Source organism: Arthrobacter sulfonylureivorans (assembly GCF_022637435.1).
Lineage (GTDB): Bacteria > Actinomycetota > Actinomycetes > Actinomycetales > Micrococcaceae > Crystallibacter > Crystallibacter sulfonylureivorans.
The window spans coordinates 1,201,802-1,218,915 of record NZ_CP093326.1; the positions used below are offsets into that span (position 1 = coordinate 1,201,802).

Genomic DNA, 17,114 nt, shown 5'->3' on the forward strand with positions numbered 1-17,114 from the left:
CGATGACCACCGGTGCCCTGAGTCCCGAGAGCCGCGAGCAGTCGTTGGCCGCTCTGCGCGCCACCGCGGAGCGTGGGGCCGAACTGGACGTGCTGATCGTCGGTGGAGGCGTGGTGGGCGCCGGGGCGGCACTGGACGCGGCTACCCGCGGGCTGGACGTGGGCATCGTGGAGGCACGGGACTGGGCATCGGGAACGTCGTCGCGGTCTTCCAAATTGATCCACGGCGGGCTGCGCTATCTGGAGATGCTGGACTTCGCTCTGGTGCGTGAGGCGCTGCAGGAACGCGGGCTGCTGCTGGAGCGCATCGCACCGCACCTGGTGCGGCCGGTGCCGTTCCTGTATCCGCTGACCAAACGGTTCGTGGAGCGGCCCTATGTGGGCGCTGGCGTGGCCTTGTATGACGCGTTGGCGGCGGCCACCGGGCGCGGCCGCGGCGTGCCCTTCCACAAACATTTGTCCCGGCGCGGGACCCTCCGGGCGGCACCCAGCCTGAAGAAGGACGCCATGGTCGGGTCCATCCGCTACTACGATGCGCAGGTGGACGACGCCCGGCTGGTGGTGAACCTGGTCCGCACGGCGGCGGCGTTCGGAGCGCAGGCGGTCAACCGGCTGGCGGTCATCGACTTCCTGCGCGAGGGCGAACGCGTGGTCGGCGCCCGCGTGCGCAACCAAGAGGACGGCAGCGAGTTCAACATCCGTGCCAAGCAGGTGGTCAATGCCACCGGTGTGTGGACGGACGAAACCCAAGCGATGGTGACCGAGCGCGGCCAGCTGAGCGTTCGTGCGTCCAAGGGAATCCACTTGGTGGTGCCGCGGGACCGCTTCCAGTCCACCGTGGGCCTGATCCTGCGCACCGAGAAATCGGTGCTGTTCGTGATTCCCTGGGGCCGGCACTGGATCATCGGCACCACGGACACGGACTGGGACCTGGACAAGGCCCACCCTGCGGCCTCGTCCAAGGACATCGACTACCTGCTCGAACACGTCAACCAAGTGCTGCAGCGCCCGCTGACCCGGGAGGACGTCGAAGGCGTCTACGCCGGACTCCGGCCGCTGCTGGCGGGCGAAAACGATTCCACGGCCAAGCTCTCGCGCGAACACGTGGTGGCGCACCCGGTCCCCGGATTGGTGGTGGTGGCCGGCGGCAAGTACACCACCTACCGCGTGATGGCCAAGGACGCCGTGGACGAAGCCGCGCGGGCACTGGATGAGCGCGTGCCGCCCAGCTGCACCGATACCATCCCGCTGCTCGGCGCCTCCGGGTTCAAGGCCGCGTGGAACAAGCGCAGCCGCACCGCCGACCGGACGGGCATCCACGTGGCCCGGGTGGAGCACCTTCTCAACCGCTTCGGTTCCATGGCCGGCGACGTGCTGGACATCATCACCGAACGGCCCGAACTGGCCGAACCGCTGCCGGGCGCCGACGACTACCTGGCGGCCGAAGTGGTCTACGCGACCACGCACGAGGGAGCCCGGCACATCCACGACGTGCTCACCCGCCGGACCCGGATCTCCATCGAGGCCTGGGACCGCGGCGTCTCGGCCGCGCCGGTGGTGGCAACCCTGATGGCGCCGATCCTGGGCTGGAGCGAGGAACAAGTGGAGCGAGAGGTGAAGCATTACCTGGCCCGGGTGGAAGCGGAACGGCTCAGCCAGGAGCAGCCCGACGACGTCTCCGCGGACAGTGCCCGGATGGGCGTCGACGACATCGTGCCGCTGGCCTGAGGGCGCGGGTGCCGCCCATGGCGGACCCCGCGTGGATTCGTTTTCTACAGGCTTGCGAAGTACCTTTAAAGGGTGCTCAAGACTGCCCTGAAACCCCGCTGGATAGCGGCTCTGGTGCTTGCGCTGGCGCTGTCCACGGTGTTTGTGCTGCTGAGCCAGTGGCAGTTTTCCAGCTCCCAGAGTGAACCGCCGCCGCCCCCGGGCGAGACCGAAACCGTCAAGCCGCTGACCGATGTGTTCGAGCCGGGCGTCCCGATGATGGCCGCCACGGCGGACCAGATGGTCAGTCTGGACGGCAGTTTTGTCCCCGGCGAACAGGTGCTGGTCCAGGGCCGTCTGCAGGACGGCGACAGCGGACTCTGGGTGGTGGACGCGTTTACCGTGGACGGTGTGGAGCAGTTCCGTGAAGACGTGGTCATCCCCGTGGTGCGCGGCTGGATCAAGGATCCGGCGGATGCCGTTCCCGCCCCGGAACGCGAGGCCACCGTCGTCGGGCGGCTGCTGCCCACCGAGGCGCCGCTGCCCGGCGCCAGGCCCGCCGGGCAGGTTGCCTCGCTCTCGGTTGCCGAGCTGATCAACCGCTGGGACGTACCGAGCTACGCCGGCTTCGTGGTGGGTACCGGTTTCACCGTGGCCGGCAAGGACCTGGGCACGGCGACCGACGGCACGGCCATGCAGCCGGTGGTCGTTGGACCGCAGCCGCAGGAAGCACCGGTCAACTGGATGAACATCTTCTACGCGGTGGAATGGGTGGTGTTCGCCGGCTTCGCCATCTTCCTCTGGTGGCGGCTGGTGGCCGACGACTACCGCCGCGACCTGGAGGACGCCGAAGACGCGGCCGCAGAAGCCCGCTCCGCTGCAGAAGCCGAACGCGGCGGCGCGGCGGGCCCGGCAGCACCTCATCCCGGTGACCAAGACGGCGCCGACCAAGACAACGCCGACCAGACCAGACCCAGCAACACACCCCACACAACGAGGTAGTCCACGTGACAGACAACGCCCCAGACCGTTCCGCCGCGCCGCCCCAGCGCCCGGCCAAGCGCCGCTTCGCTGGAACGCACACCCAGATCCGCTCTGCCCTGACGTTCTACAAGGTCACTTCCTACATCACCGGCATCATGCTGTTGCTGCTCTGCGCGGAGATGGTGTTGCGCTACGGCTTCAATTTGTTCCTGTTCGCCGGCGCAACCAACACGCTGACCGGGGAGACCTTCGCGCTCGGCCTGGCGCAGGCTGAACCTTCGGTGATAGAGGGCGTGAACCTGTCCATCGCGGTGCTGGTGGCACACGGCTGGCTGTATGTGCTCTACCTGATTGCCGACTTCCGGCTCTGGTCGCTGATGCGCTGGCCGTTCACCAAGTTCGTGCTGATTGCCATGGGCGGCGTGATCCCGTTCCTGTCCATCATCCTGGAGCGCAGGGTGCACCGCGAGGTGGAAGAAGAACTGGCCGCCCACCCCGAAGCCGCCAAGCGCTACTGACCGGAGCCAGCCACCAGTTTCAGGGGCGGAGCACGACGGCGGTGCGCACCGCCGTCGTGCCTTAAGTCACGTTGCGAAGCCCGACGTCAAAGTGCGTGGCCCCGGGCACGGCGACTATCCTGTAGGGGTGACTACTCCTCCCCCCGCCACTACGGACCACCGGCCTGTCCTCGTTGTTGACTACGGGGCCCAGTACGCGCAGCTGATTGCCCGCCGCGTGCGCGAAGCCAACGTGTACTCCGAAATCGTTCCGCACACCTTCACTACCGAACAGCTGATGGCCAAGAACCCGGCGGCCATCATCCTCTCCGGTGGCCCGTCCAGCGTGTATGCCGAGGGCGCTCCCCGCGTCGGCGCCGACCTGTTCGAGGCGGGTGTCCCGGTGTTCGGCATCTGCTACGGCTTCCAGGCCATGGCAAACGCCCTGGGCGGCACGGTGGCAAAGACCGGTCTGCGCGAGTACGGCGCCACGGACGCCACCACGGTGGGGGAGGGACGCTCGATCCTGGCCGGCATCCCGGCCTCGCAGAATACCTGGATGAGCCACGGCGACTCGGTGCAGCAGGCGCCCGAGGGCTTCGATGTGCTGGCCAGCACGGCCGGCGCCCCGGTAGCGGCGTTCGCGAACGAGGAAAAGAAACTCTACGGCGTGCAGTGGCATCCGGAGGTCAAGCACTCCGCGCACGGCCAGCAGGTGCTGGAGAATTTCCTGTTCCATGGTGCCGGGCTGAAGCCCAACTGGACCACCGGCAACATCGTGGAAGAGCAGGTGGAGCGCATCCGCGGGCAGATCGGCGATTCCCGCGTGATCTGCGGGCTGTCCGGCGGGGTGGATTCCGCCGTCGCCGCGGCCCTGGTGCAGCGCGCCGTCGGCGACCAGTTGACCTGTGTCTTCGTGGACCACGGGCTGCTGCGCGAGGGCGAAGCCGAGCAGGTGGAGCGCGACTACGTCGCCGCCACCGGCGTGAAACTGCATGTTGCCAACGAGCAGCAGCGCTTCCTGTCCGCGTTGGCCGGGGTCACCGATCCGGAGACCAAGCGCAAGATCATTGGCCGCGAGTTCATCCGCGCCTTCGAGGCAGCCGAGAAGGCCGTGCTTGCCGAGGCGGCCGCGGAGGGCGAGTCGGTGAAATACCTGGTGCAGGGAACGCTGTACCCGGACGTGGTCGAGTCCGGCGGCGGCGAGGGGGCCGCGAACATCAAGAGCCACCACAACGTGGGCGGTTTGCCCGAGGACCTGCAGTTCGAGCTGGTCGAGCCGCTGCGCACGCTGTTCAAGGACGAAGTCCGGGCGGTCGGCGCGCAGTTGGGCCTGCCGGCCGAGATCGTCGGCCGCCAGCCGTTCCCCGGCCCGGGCCTGGGCATCCGCATCATCGGCGAAGTCACGCAGGAACGGCTGGACCTGCTGCGCAAGGCCGACGCGATTGCCCGTGCGGAGCTGACCGCTGCCGGCCTGGACCAGGAAGTCTGGCAGATGCCGGTGGTCCTGCTGGCCGACGTGCGCAGCGTGGGCGTGCAGGGCGACGGGCGCACCTACGGGCACCCGATCGTGCTCCGTCCGGTCTCCTCCGAGGACGCGATGACCGCCGACTGGTCGCGCCTGCCCTACGACCTGCTGGCCAGGATCTCCAACCGGATCACCAACGAAGTGGACGGGGTCAACCGCGTGGTGCTCGACGTGACGAGCAAGCCGCCGGGAACCATCGAGTGGGAGTAGCCACAACGGGCAACCGCTGCCAACCCGCCGCACAGCGCGGGAACACTGCACAGCAAAATTCGCCGAGGCAGTGTTGCGGTCGCCCGTTTGGCGTTTAAAGTCCGATACCTTGATTGACATGCCGTTGTGGTCGAGGCAAGTAGCCGAGAGTGAAGTAAAGGGGGCAGCCGTGTCGCTGGCCAGCGTAGCTGAGGCTGCTGAAGACGTTGTGGCATCTTGGCTGGAGAAGCTGGGCGATGTGGCCGGGTCCGACACCTTGCTGCGGTTCGCTCCGACGTCGTCGAACAGCATCGACCTGACGCATGCCCACCCTTCCGGCCTGGCCCAATTGCTGGCCGGGCGGCGCACCCGTCTCTCCACCTTGTTGCGCGATCCGAACCAATACGCTGCCGCGATGCGTACCGCCCGCAGCCTGCGGGCCAAGATTCTGGAACTGGGTGCCGACCGCGGCATCGACGTCGGCTATCTTGCCGCGGGCACCGCGTCCTGGCGGGTTCCGGAGATCGGCCGGTCGGAGTCGCTGAATGCCCCGGTGATGCTGACGCCGGTGGCACTGACCGTGCGCCCCAGCCAGGACGACTTCGAGCTGCAGTTGGCCGACCGCGCTCGGCTGAACCCGGCCCTCGTCCGCCATCTGTCCGCCGAGCAGGGGATCGGCATCGATGCGGAGGCGACCGCCCGGCTGGCCTACGGCACTGCCCGCCTCGATCCGCATCCGGTGCTGGAACGGCTGCGCCTGCTCACCGCCGACGTTCGGAACATGACCATCGAACACCATTTGCTGGTGTCCACCTTCGCCGATCTGGAGGCCGTCACCGATCCGGTCCTGATCGATGCGGGACACCCGGTGATCCGGGCTCTGGCTGAAGCCGGCGCGGGTTCCGAGGAGCCGCGCCCTGCTACCCACGGCCTGGGCGGGGTGCCGGTGCCGGAGGTGGAGCTGCCGCCGATCGATGAGCGCGATCCTCAGGACGAGTTCCTGCTGCTGGATGCCGACGCGGCGCAGCAGCAGGTGCTGGATCTGGTCCAGGCCGGGCACTCGCTGGTGGTTTCGACGCCGCCGGGCACTGGCCAGACCCAGACCGCGCTCAACGCCGCGGCGGCGCTCGCCTACGAGGGCAAGAGTGTGCTGGTGGTGGCGGAGCGCCGCGGCACGCTGAACGAATTCGCGCAGCTGCTGGAAACCGTGGACCTGGGATCGCTGGCGCTGCAGCTTAGCGCGGACCTGACGCCTGACCAGCTGCGGCAGACGCTGATCCGCGCCATCAGCCGCAGCGAAAAGGCACAGGAGCCGCAGCTGGGGAAGCTGCACGCCACTCTCGCCGACCACCGGCACAAGCTGCTGGACCACGTTAAATCGCTGCACAATGTCCGGAGCCGCTGGCGCTGCTCGCCCTATCAGGCGATGCAGTCGCTGGCCAAGCTCACCTCGCTCGATCCGGCGCCGGCTACTACAGTCCGGTTGAAGCGGTCGGTGCTGGACAGCATTACCGACCGGGCCGAACTGACGGCACGGTTGGTCCGCGCGGCCGAACTGGGCAGCTTCAGCAAATCCTCTACCACCAGTCCGTGGTTCGGCGCCAAGCTGCTCAACCGCAAGGAAACGGAGGACGCCCACCAGTTGGCCTCCGACCTGTCCAAGTATGTTCCGCAGCTGCGGACGCGGATGAGCAAGGTGGCCGAGCATTCGCAGATCGCCCTCGCCGAAACATTCCGCGAGTGGGGCGAGCAGCTGCAGCTGCTGGTGGAAGTCCGCGGCAGCCTGGACAAGTTCACCCCGGACATCTTCGACCGGCCGGTCACCGACCTGATCTCGGCGACCGCGCCGAACTCCTGGCGGCGGGACCGCGGGATCGAGATGAGCTCGATGACCCGCTCCCGGCTGCGCAAGGTGGCCAAGGAATACATCCGCCCCGGCGTGCACATTTCCGACCTGCATGAATCCCTTTTCGAGGCGCAGCAGCAGCGGACCAAGTGGGCCGACTACGCTACCTCGCAGCGCCACCCGGCGGTTCCGTCCGGCCTGGCCGACCTGAACAGCTTTTATCGGGATGTGGCACAGCGGCTGCAGAAACTGGCAGCCCTGCTGGCACCGGTGCCCGAGGACCGTGCGCTGGTGGCCATGCCCGACGGCGAACTCCAGGAACAGCTGAACTCGCTGGCCGCGGACAAGGAAACGCTGATCAACCTGCCCGAACGGACGCTGCTGCTCGAGCAAATGCGCGAACACGGACTGGGCGAGCTGCTGGACGACCTGGCCGAACGCCAAGTCGGTGCCGAGCAGGTAGGTGCGGAACTGGATCTGGCCTGGTGGCAGTCGGCGCTGGAAGCGATGATCAGCGGCGACGACTACCTGGCCATGTCGGACGGCGACAATCTGCGCAAGCTGGAGGCCGTCTACCGGCTCGCGGACAACGCACACATCGCGTCCGGGCCCGCCCGGCTGCGCTGGGAACTGGCGCAGAACTGGCGGCATTCGCTCAAGAGCAAGCCCAAGGCCGCCCACCGATTGCGCGACCTGCTTAAGGCCGGCGAACCTACCCTGGCCGCGCTGGGGCAGCAGTCAGAATCGCTGGTGTCGGCGCTGCTGCCCATCTGGACGGCCTCCCCGCTGGTGCTGCCGCTGCTGCTGCCGGAAGGCAAGCACTTCGACGCCGTGATCGTCCTCGACGCCGAGGCCACCAGCCTGCCGTCGGCCCTGGCCGCGGTCTCCCGGGCGCACCAGGTGGTGGCGTTCGGCGACGGCGAGCTCGGCCGCGCAGCGCCCTTCGAGGTGAATGTGGACCGCCGGAACGATCCGGTCACCGGCGAGACGCCGAAGCCGTTGACCAGCTGCTTCCACGCCCTCTCCGAGGTGCTGCCGGTGGTGCGCCTGACCACCGCGTACCGCGCCGTGGACTTGGACCTGACCCGCTCGTTGAGCGACAAGTTCTACGGGGGATCGCTGTCCCGGCTGCCCGGTGCCAGTTCCATCCGCGGGGGCGGCCTGGAAGTGGAATACCTGCCGGACGGCACCGGCATGCCCGGCGCCGGGCATGAAGGCGTGGAGAGCGTTCCGGCCGAACTGAACCGCGTGGTGGACCTGGTCTTCGAGCACATCAGCCTGCGGCCGTCGCGGTCGCTGGCGGTGGTGACGGCCAGCGCCCGGCATGCCGCCCGGGTGGCGGAGGCCATCCGGCTGCAGATGCCCAACTACCCGTCGGCAACGAGTTTCTTCCAGCGCCGCCAAGAACCCTTCCGGGTGGTCCCAGTGGAACGCGCGTCCGGACTGGTCCGCGACGACGTGATCTTCTCGCTGGGCTTCGGCCGGACTCCGCACGGACGCGCCGTGCACGACTTCGGGCCGTTGTCGGCGGCGGGCGGACGGGCGCTCTTCGCGACCGCGGTGACCCGGTCCAGGCACTCGCTGCACGTGCTGAGCTGCTTCCGTCCGGAGGATCTTGACCCGGAGCGGCTGCGGCATGGAGCAGTTGATTTCCACGAACTGCTGGACCGCCACCTGGGCGACGGCCGCTTCCGGGCGTCCGAACTCTCGCCGGGCATCGACGACCCGCTGGTCGCCGATCTAGTGGAGCGCATCCGCGCCCGCGGCGCCCGCGTTTGGGACCACTACTACGGACTCATCGATATCGTGGCCAGCACGAACACGGTAGAGTATTCGCCGGATGCTGAACCGACGCTTCCGGTGGCCCTGGAATCGGACGGGACCCCGGAGTACCGGCAGTTGACCGTCCGCGAACGCAGCCGGCTACGCCCGCAGCAGTTGGAACGGCTCGGCTGGCGGCCCCTGACCCTGTGGACCATCGAGGTGTTCACTGATCCGGAGAAATGCGCGGACCTGATCGGAGGCTACTTGGGACTGCAGAAGCCGGAAGAACCGGCAGAAAAGAACGGTCGCGCGGCCGCTCCTGGAAAGCCGGAGCCGTCAGCGGAGCAAACCGGGCAGGCACCGGCTGAGCCCGAAACGGATGCCACGGCCGAGGCACAAGATGCCGGCCAGGACGGTTTGCGGCCGCGCCGGGCCAAGCGCAGCCAGTCCCCGACGCTGCCGACCAAGGCAACCGAGGACGACCCCCGTGCCTGGGGCGACCGGGACGAGGACCGGGACGCCTGGCTGCATGAGCAGCGCCCTCCGCACTGGGGCTGAACCAGTGAACCGGCGGGGAAAGGGCTGACAGCCCAACCCGGGCTGTCAGCCGACCAGCACCAGGAAGATATTGCCCCGGCTGGAGGCGCCGGCCAAGGCAGTTGCGTCGGACGGCGCTGCGGCCACCACCACCAGCCCGTCCGGTTCCGGTGAGCCGAGCAGCGGAGTCGAGGCACCGCCGTCGTCGGCCTTCCACAGCACCGGAACCGCGCGCGCCAAGACCGTCGATCCCGCCGGCTCGTCGAATCCATTGCCGCTGCTGAGGACGATGTCCACCAGCTGGCCGGGTGAGACCAACTGGACGGTGGAGGGGTCTGCTGGTCGGACCGGCACGGCCACCGTCCCTGGCGGTGCACCAGCCAAGAGTCCCGGCCCGACAATTGAGGTGTCGAAGACCGGAGAACCTGCCCGCAGGGCCGTGGCCAGGCGCTGGCCGACCAGCGGCGAGGTACTGTCGGCGGTTCCGTCCGGGACGGAGCCCGCCGGCAGCTCGGCCAGAGCGATGTCCCCCGCGGACAAGACGGTGCCGGCAGGCAGATCCGCCGCAGCGACCACCACGGCATCAGTCGGCGCCGGTGCCGGGGTGAACTGATGGACCACCAGAGCGGCGGCAGCACAGAGCAGCAGGGCGGCCAGCAGCCGGTAGTGCCGGCGGAACAGCCGCCGCGGCATCAAGGCGAGGCGGGCGCTGCGGGTGGTTGCTGCGGCAGGGGGCATGCTGCCACGTTATGCCGGGCGGCGGGTGTGCCGGCAGCAGGCGGCAGGGCACTGTGGATACAGCGCTGTCACCGTTGAGGTGTGTAGGAAAAGCGGCGGGTCGCCCGCCGTCCGCAGTGGCCTAGCTGGCGGCTGCGGCGGGTGCCGGAGCCGCGGCGGGCTTAGCCGGTTCGGCGGCGGCAGCCGGCTTAGCGGCTTCCGTACCGCCGGTGGAACCGGAGGACGCCGCGGGAACGGAGCTGGCCTTGGCGGCGTCGCGGGAGTCCGTGCGGTAGAAGCCCGAGCCCTTGAAGACGACGCCCACGCTGTTGAACTTCTTGCGCAGGTTTCCGCCGCATTCGGGGCAGACGGTCAGCGAATCGTCGCTGAAGGACTGCTGGATATCGAAGGCGTGGGTGCAATCTTTGCAGGCGTAGGCGTACGTGGGCACTGTGGTTCCTCCTGAAAACTTGGCCTGGAGCAGAACAGTGCCTGATACGTAAATTGGCACTCAAATGCTCCGAGTGCCAATTCTACACCGTGTCTATACCGTGTTCCGCACCGTCCGGCTACTGAACCACGTCCAGCCGTCGGGAGTGACTACACCGTCCAGCGGTGCATCGAGGGTAGTGAACTCGAAGGTGCCCGAGGGCACCACTTCGTCCGAGTAGAAAAGTCCCACAATCTTCGTGCGGTCGGCGCCGGCGGGCAGCGAGGCCAGGAACCGGTCGTAGTAGCCGCCGCCTTGGCCCATCCGGTTGCCAGCTGAGTCGACGGCCAGGCCGGGAATCAGCAGCAACGGCAGGCCGGCCATGATCTCCGGTCCGAAGCGCTCTCCGACGGGCTCGTCCACCCAGGCCCGGGGGCTGCGGGCCAACTCCACGCCGGTGTACCAGCGGGCCCAGCTGAGCCGGTAGCCCGGTTCGCAGATGGGGACCACTACGTCGTAGCCGGCGTCCTCCAGTGCAGGCAGCAGGGTTCGGGTCGACGGTTCAGAACCGACGGAGAGGTACGCCGGGACGGTGGTCCCGGCCGGGATCTTCAGCTGCCGCAGTCCGTCCAGCACCTGCTGCGCGAAAGCGGTTCCGGCCCGCAGCCGCTCCTCGGCGGGACGCTCGCTGCGGCGGGCCCGGAAGTAGGCACGGGCCGTCTCCTTATCCAATCGCGTCTGCTTCTCCATGGCCGCAATCGTAATTCCTTTCCCGGCAGTCGGCTTGCTGCGCAGCTTCGTTCGGTACTCTGAAGTCATGACGTCTCATAGCACGGTACGCAAAGCAGTTATTCCGGCCGCCGGTCTGGGAACCCGTTTCCTGCCTGCAACCAAGGCTATGCCCAAGGAGATGCTTCCCGTCGTGGACAAGCCGGCCATCCAGTACGTGGTCGAAGAAGCCGTGCACGCGAACCTGAACGACGTCCTGGTGATTACTGGTCGCAACAAGCGGGCGCTGGAGGACCACTTCGACCGGGTGCCCAACATTGAGCGGATCCTGGAGGAGAAGGGCGACCTGGAAAAGCTTGCCGCCGTCCGCGCTGCCTCGGAACTGGCGGACATCCACTACCTGCGCCAGGGGGATCCGCTGGGGCTGGGCCACGCGGTGCTGCGGGCCCGCCAGCACGTGGGCGACGAGCCTTTCGCCGTGCTGCTCGGCGACGACCTGATCGACGAACGCGACGACCTGCTGGCCCAGATGATCGAGGTCCAGCAGCAGACCGGCGGTTCCGTGGTCGCCCTGATGGAGGTGGAGCCGGCACAAATCAGTGCCTATGGCTGCGCCGACATTACCCCGGTGGGCGACGGAAGCTACGTGCGGATCAACGAACTGGTCGAGAAGCCCTCGCCGGACGAGGCGCCATCGAATCTGGCCGTGATCGGCCGTTATGTACTGCATCCGGATGTCTTCGACGTGCTGGAGGATACGAAGCCGGGCCGCGGCGGCGAAATCCAGTTGACGGACGCCCTTGAAGTGCTGGCCGGCCGGGAAGGCGAGGGCGGCGGCGTCTACGGCGTGGTCTTTTCCGGACGCCGTTACGACACCGGCGACAAGCTCAGCTATCTCAAGGCGGTGGTGACGATAGCCTCCGAGCGGGAGGATATCGGCACGGAACTGCGGGGCTGGCTGAAAGAGTTCGTCGACGGTTCGTGCGACTGACAGCTCGACCGCAAGAGATCTTCACATGGTTTATGGTGCGGCGATCTGGCCGGCGACACTTGAGTGCGGGGATTTGTCGCTGCGCCCCATCCGCTACCGGGACAGGCACGAGTGGATGGCGGTACGGCGCCGCAACGCACGTTGGCTGGAGCCGTGGGAGGCCTCGAATCCGGCTCCGGGCGGCTATCTGCCCGCCTTCTCCGAGATGGTCCGCTCACTCAAGCACCAGGCGCGCATGGCCATGGCCCTGCCCTGGATCATCACGGAGTTGCAGCAGGGACAGCCCAAGCCCGCGCTGATCGGGCAGCTCACCGTTTCCAGCATCACCTGGGGGTCCGCGATGTCCGCGACCTTGGGTTACTGGGTGGATCAGGCTTGCGCCGGACGGGGGATAGCGCCGACGGCGGTGGCGATGGCTACAGACCACTGTTTCCAGACGCTGGGGCTGCATCGGATGGAGATCAACATCAGGCCGGAGAACCGGGCCAGCCTCCGCGTAGTGGAGAAGCTCGGTTTCCGGGACGAGGGTCTGCGTCCGCGGTACCTGCACATCAACGGCGCGTGGGCAGACCACCGCAGCTTCGCGCTGACAGCCGAGGAAGTCCCCGGTGGCCTGCTGGCCCGCTGGTTGGAGCACGGGGACGTCGGGTTGACACCATAAAGCAGGGCCGGGCGGAATCGTTATCCGACACACCGGGAAGAATGCCACGTCCGGCATGCTTGAGCTTCTACGGTTTTGAGAGTGGACATTCAGAGCTCTGTGATCTTGGCGGTCATCGTTGGGCTGTGGTTTGTCTGGGTAGGACCGTACCTGCTCCGCGGAGGATTCCGTCCCGCGATGGCTGAACCGGCGCCGGGGCACGCAGCAGCACCACTAGTTTCAATACCCGCAACCGCCTCCAGCGGCAACCAGGGGATCATCATGGAATACAACGCACAGCCGGCACCGTCGACGTCGTCGCCCGTGCAGCAGCCCTCCTCCCGGCAGCCCTCCCAGCAGGCCGCCGGGCGGCCCGAGTTTCGGATCCGCTATGGCCGGACCGCGCTGGCACTGACCGGAGCCGTGGCCCTGGTGGTTTTCGTCGCCGGCGGTGCGCTTGCGCTGGCCGGCGTGGTTGCGGGCCAGGTCCCTGGTTTCGCGCTGCTGGCGACTTTCGCCGTCGTCGTGATTTTGCGCTCCCTGGCAATCCGCGATCGCAGGAACCGTGCGGCGGCACGCGCGAATCGGGCGGCCCACACAGCGTCGACATCCCAGGCCGCCGGCATGAGGACTCCCGCCCGGCCCACCCAACTCTTTGATGGGGCCGCCGCTGAGGCCCAGCCGGCACCGGAAGCCGCACCGGCCGCGCCCGCTCCGCTGACGGCCGCCGAACTGCGTGGGCAAGCATTGAAGGTTGCCGCAGAGGCCGGGGATACTGCTGCCCCGTCCCGGCCGTCCGGGGCCCCATGGCAGCCCGTGGACGTACCCAAACCGACGTACGTTGCCGCCGCCAAGGCCAATCGTCCGGCTCCCGCTCCGCTGCCGGCTCCCGAGGTCAAGAAGCCGCAGGTCAAGACGTCGATCAAGCAGACTGCCGCGCAGCGGACCGAAGAAGCCGCGGCGCAGCGGTCTGCGGACGCTGCTGAGCAGCACACCGAGGAGGCTGCTTCGGCGGCCGATGTATCCGGCCAGCCGTCTGCAGCGAACCGGCTGAACCTGGACGACGTGCTGCAGCGCCGCAGGGCCTGACCTCTCCCAGACGGTGACTGCGGCCTGCCCTTGGGGCGGGCCGCAGTGCTATCTGGTCGGTAATCGGGTCAGCAATACCGAGCGGTGAAGGCCGAGATGGTGTGGAATGGAACTATGGACGCACCGAATCAGGACGTGATGGCCACGGAAACCGCCGGCATCGACCTCTTGGAAAGCTCCGAGATGCGCGAGCCGCTGGAACTGGCCGTCGCCACGATCGGCGGCGCCGTCCAGTCCTGGCACATGGCGAAACTGCAGCACCGCCCGGGCGCCGGCACCACAGGCATCTACACGGTGCGGCTTCGCGGGAACGACGGCGGCGATCGGACGGAGTACGTCTGCATCACCACGGCGGCGGTGCCCGAATGCGGCCTGCCGCTGGTGCGCCTTGACGGTGGAACCGTCCCGTTGACAGCCTGGCTGTATCCGTCCGACCCGGTGCTGGTCGGGTTGCCTGCAGCCTGCGACCCGGCTGCCGTCGGCCGCAGTGTCTTCGGCGGGGGAGAAGCGGAGCTGCGGATGGTCAGTTACCGGCCGCTGCGCCGTGCCGTCCTGGAGGCCGTGCAGGGCGGCCGCAAAGTCTTTCTCAAGGTGGTCCGCCCGGACCGGGCGGACCAGCTGCTTCGCCGGCACCGCTTGCTGACCGACGCGGGTTTGCCTGCACCTGTTGCCACCTCCGGCCCGGCCGACGGCGTGGTGGTGCTGACGGAGGCGGAGGGAACCCACTTGGCCCGGGCCATCATGAACGACGGCGCCGCGGCGCTCGCGCCGGAGACCCTCCTGGACCTGCTGAACGCCCTCCCGCCCGGCGTGCTGGAACTCTCCCGGCGTCCGGCCTGGGCGGAGCGCGCCTCCGACTATGCCAAGGCGGCGGCCGCGGTGCTTCCCGACGAGCAGGACCGGATATTCGCCCTGGCCGGCCGGGTGGAAGAGCTGCTGGCCACCACGGATTCCGGTCCGGTGGTCCCCTCGCACGGGGACTTCTACGAAGCTAACCTGCTGGTGGACGGCGGGCGGATCACCGGACTCATGGACGTGGATTCGCTGGGCCCCGGCCATCTGGTGGACGATCTGGCCTGCTTCATCGGGCACTTGGCCGTGCTGCCGGCGGTTCACGCCGGCTACGTGCATGTGTCGGCAGCCCTGGAGCGGTTCACTGCGGTGTTCGATGCCGTGGTGGACCCCGCGGGGCTGCGCGGCCGGGCCGCCGGCGTGGCACTGTCGCTGGTGGCCGGGGCCAAGACGGCCGGCGAGGGGGACGGGTGGCAGCAGGATGCCCTGCAGCGGCTCGCCATCGCCGAGGGGCTGGCCGCCGACGCAGTCTGAGGCCTTAGGCGTCCGGCACCAGCCGGTAGCCCATACCTCGGACGGTGGCGAACTTCTCCGCCCCCAGCTTGTTCCGCAGGTAGCGGACGTAAACGTCCACCACGTTGGACCCTGGATCGAAGTCATATCCCCAAACCCGCGAGAGCAACTGCTCGCGGCTCAGGACCTGCCCCGGGTTGCGCAGGAAGGCCTCGGCGAGGGCAAACTCCCGCGCCGAGAGGTCCACGTCCCGATCACCCACGCTGGCGCGTCGGGTCCGCAGGTCCAGGCTCAGTGTGCCGCTGCTCAGGCTGGCCAGGTCCGCCGGCTGCGCCTCGGAACGCAGCCGCAGCCGCACTCGGGCCAGCAGCTCTTCGAACCGGAACGGCTTGGACATGTAGTCGTTCGCCCCGTTCTCCAGCCCGGCAACCGTGTCATCCACCGAACTGCGGGCGGTGAGGATGATGACCGGAGTATCGTTCCGGCCATCGCGCAGGCGGCGCAGTACGGTAAACCCGTCCTGGTCCGGCAGCCCAAGGTCGAGGATGACCAGTTCGAAATCGCCGGTCATGGCCAGATGGTAGCCTTCCCGGCCGGTGCCGACCACAGTGGGCACATAACCGGCCGCCTTCAACCCCTTGGCGACGAAGGAGCTAATCCTGTCCTCGTCCTCGATGATCAGAATCTGGCCCACGCTGTTAACTCCTTGTCCTCGGCCGCGTCCGGCCGCCCGGTGATCACGATAGTGAAGGTGGAACCGGCGCCCGGAGCGGAGGCCAGTTCCACGGTGCCGCCGTGCGCTGCTGCGATGGCGCTGACGATGGTCAGCCCCAGGCCGGAGCCTTCCGCCCGCGTCCCGTTGCTGCCGCGAGTGAAGCGGTCAAAAATCCGGCTTTGGTCCTCAGGGAGGATGCCCGTTCCCTCGTCCCTGACCCACAGCCGCAGTTCATCGCCGCTCACGGCAGACCCGATGGCCACAGTGGACCCGGGCTCGGAGAACTTAGCGGCGTTGGCCACTAACTGGAGCCACGCCTGGGTGATCCTCCGGTAGTCGAGCGGCCAGCGGACTTCGGCTCGGGCATCGACCATCCACCGGCGCTCGCCCAGCGCCCGTGCCTTGTCCAGCACGTCGTCGGTCAATTGGCCGACTTCCACCCCGTCCACGCTGACGAAGCCAGGACGTTCGGCCTTGGCCAGCAAGACCAGATCGTCAACCAGTAAGCGCATCCGGTCCAGTTCGTCCAGGGCGATCCCGCGAACCGATTCCACGTCCGCCGGGTCGTGCGAGTCCTGCAGCTCCAGATGGCCTTGCAGGATGGTGATGGGGGTTCGCAGTTCGTGCCCGACGTCGTCGAGCAGTTGACGCTGGGCCGTCATCGAAGCTTCCAACCGGTCGAGCATGTCGTTGAAGGTGCGGGTCAACTCGGAAATGTCGTCGTTTCCGCCGACCGGAATCCGCTGGGTCAGGTCAGCGTCGGTGATCTGCTGGGCGGTTTCGCGCACCAACCGGACCGGCGCGAGCAGCCGGCCGGCCAGAAGCCAGCCCACGCCGCCGATCAGCACCAACGAACCGAAGCCGATCAGCGCGTAGGTCAGGAAGATGTCCCCCAACTGCCGCAGTTCGGCCTCATAGTCGTAGGCCAGGACAAAGGTGCTGTGGGCAGGGTCGGAGGACAGTTGAACCGGCACCGTGACCACCCGGTAGACGGTCAGGGGCGTCTGCATTGTTGCCAGCGTGACCCGGTCGGAAGCGGCTGCCTCCGAGCCCAGGCGGGCCACCAGTTCGGCATCCTGCTCGAGCCGTAGCTGGACGGAGGGGCTCGCCGTGTAGGTCACCTGCCCGTCCACCAGGCCGAGCATGCCTTCGTTGGCCGCGGGCAGGGTCCGTTGCATCGCCAGAAACACCAATCGGCTGGCTTGGGTGAAGGGTTCCCCGGTTTCCGGGTCGATGCCTGTTTCCGCCAACGTCTTGAACTCGGTCACGCTGCGCTGCAGCGAATCGTCGATGCGCTGGACAATATGGGCCCGCTGCAAGGCGAAGGCGACCGATCCGGCAACCAGCAGGCCCAGGGCGGAGAGGGCGAGCACGGCAGCCAGTATCCGGACACGGACCGAAAGCCCGCCCGAGGGACTATCCACGGCCGCCGGACGGGGCGCCGCCG

The 17,114-nt window shown here is 68.0% G+C and carries 14 protein-coding genes; 9 read left to right on the forward strand and 5 right to left on the reverse strand.

Annotated features, from left to right (window positions below; all coding sequences use genetic code 11):
- Nucleotides 1-2 precede the first annotated feature (2 nt).
- The 5 genes from MNQ99_RS05890 (at nt 3) to MNQ99_RS05910 (ending at nt 9,072) form a co-directional block, all read left to right on the forward strand.
- On the forward strand, nt 3-1,727 hold the full coding sequence (locus tag MNQ99_RS05890) for a glycerol-3-phosphate dehydrogenase/oxidase (protein WP_127511182.1): 1,725 nt from the start codon (nt 3-5) through the stop codon (nt 1,725-1,727).
- 72 nt (nt 1,728-1,799) lie between these two features.
- Nucleotides 1,800-2,708, forward strand: coding sequence for an SURF1 family protein (locus MNQ99_RS05895; RefSeq protein ID WP_241914767.1), 909 nt, complete (start codon nt 1,800-1,802; stop codon nt 2,706-2,708).
- Between the two features lie 5 nt (nt 2,709-2,713).
- Complete coding sequence (locus MNQ99_RS05900) at nt 2,714-3,208, forward strand: DUF3817 domain-containing protein (RefSeq protein ID WP_127511184.1); 495 nt, start codon at nt 2,714-2,716, stop codon at nt 3,206-3,208.
- 127 nt (nt 3,209-3,335) lie between these two features.
- A complete protein-coding gene (gene guaA / locus MNQ99_RS05905) occupies nt 3,336-4,925 on the forward strand; it encodes a glutamine-hydrolyzing GMP synthase (protein ID WP_241914768.1) in 1,590 nt (529 codons plus the stop codon).
- A gap of 118 nt (nt 4,926-5,043) precedes the next feature.
- Entirely contained in the window at nt 5,044-9,072 is a 4,029-nt protein-coding gene (locus MNQ99_RS05910) for a DUF4011 domain-containing protein (RefSeq protein ID WP_241915281.1), read from the forward strand.
- 45 nt (nt 9,073-9,117) lie between these two features.
- Here the strand turns inward: MNQ99_RS05910 and cpaB are convergent, their stop codons facing one another.
- The 3 genes from cpaB to MNQ99_RS05925 form a co-directional block, all read right to left on the reverse strand.
- Nucleotides 9,118-9,789 (reverse strand): Flp pilus assembly protein CpaB, encoded by a 672-nt coding sequence (gene cpaB / locus MNQ99_RS05915; protein WP_241914769.1) that lies wholly within the window; start codon nt 9,787-9,789, stop codon nt 9,118-9,120.
- Nucleotides 9,790-9,910: 121 nt separating this feature from the next.
- On the reverse strand, nt 9,911-10,219 hold the full coding sequence (locus MNQ99_RS05920) for an FmdB family zinc ribbon protein (RefSeq protein WP_127511186.1): 309 nt from the start codon (nt 10,217-10,219) through the stop codon (nt 9,911-9,913).
- A gap of 93 nt (nt 10,220-10,312) precedes the next feature.
- Nucleotides 10,313-10,948 carry a 5-formyltetrahydrofolate cyclo-ligase gene (locus MNQ99_RS05925; RefSeq protein ID WP_241914770.1) on the reverse strand — a complete coding sequence of 212 codons (636 nt, stop codon included), beginning with the start codon at nt 10,946-10,948 and terminating at the stop codon, nt 10,313-10,315.
- A 67-nt stretch (nt 10,949-11,015) separates the two neighbouring features.
- Here MNQ99_RS05925 and galU point away from each other — a divergent pair, with 67 nt between their 5' ends.
- From galU to MNQ99_RS05945, 4 genes are all read left to right on the forward strand, one after another.
- Complete coding sequence (gene galU, locus MNQ99_RS05930) at nt 11,016-11,918, forward strand: UTP--glucose-1-phosphate uridylyltransferase GalU (protein WP_241914771.1); 903 nt, start codon at nt 11,016-11,018, stop codon at nt 11,916-11,918.
- A 25-nt stretch (nt 11,919-11,943) separates the two neighbouring features.
- On the forward strand, nt 11,944-12,579 hold the full coding sequence (locus MNQ99_RS05935; protein ID WP_241914772.1) for a GNAT family N-acetyltransferase: 636 nt from the start codon (nt 11,944-11,946) through the stop codon (nt 12,577-12,579).
- Nucleotides 12,580-12,660: 81 nt separating this feature from the next.
- Nucleotides 12,661-13,647: a hypothetical protein gene (locus MNQ99_RS05940; protein WP_241914773.1), complete on the forward strand. Its 987-nt coding sequence runs from the start codon at nt 12,661-12,663 to the stop codon at nt 13,645-13,647.
- A gap of 114 nt (nt 13,648-13,761) precedes the next feature.
- The gene (locus MNQ99_RS05945) at nt 13,762-14,973 is read left to right on the forward strand and encodes a phosphotransferase (RefSeq protein WP_241914774.1); all 1,212 of its coding nucleotides are present in this window, start codon (nt 13,762-13,764) and stop codon (nt 14,971-14,973) included.
- A gap of 4 nt (nt 14,974-14,977) precedes the next feature.
- Here the strand turns inward: MNQ99_RS05945 and MNQ99_RS05950 are convergent, their stop codons facing one another.
- Together MNQ99_RS05950 and MNQ99_RS05955 are read right to left on the reverse strand one after the other, a co-directional pair.
- A complete protein-coding gene (locus MNQ99_RS05950) occupies nt 14,978-15,646 on the reverse strand; it encodes a response regulator transcription factor (protein ID WP_241914775.1) in 669 nt (222 codons plus the stop codon).
- On the reverse strand, nt 15,631-17,040 hold the full coding sequence (locus MNQ99_RS05955; protein WP_241914776.1) for a sensor histidine kinase: 1,410 nt from the start codon (nt 17,038-17,040) through the stop codon (nt 15,631-15,633). The genes MNQ99_RS05950 and MNQ99_RS05955 overlap by 16 nt, the downstream gene beginning before the upstream one ends.
- Between the last annotated feature and the right edge of the window lie 74 nt (nt 17,041-17,114).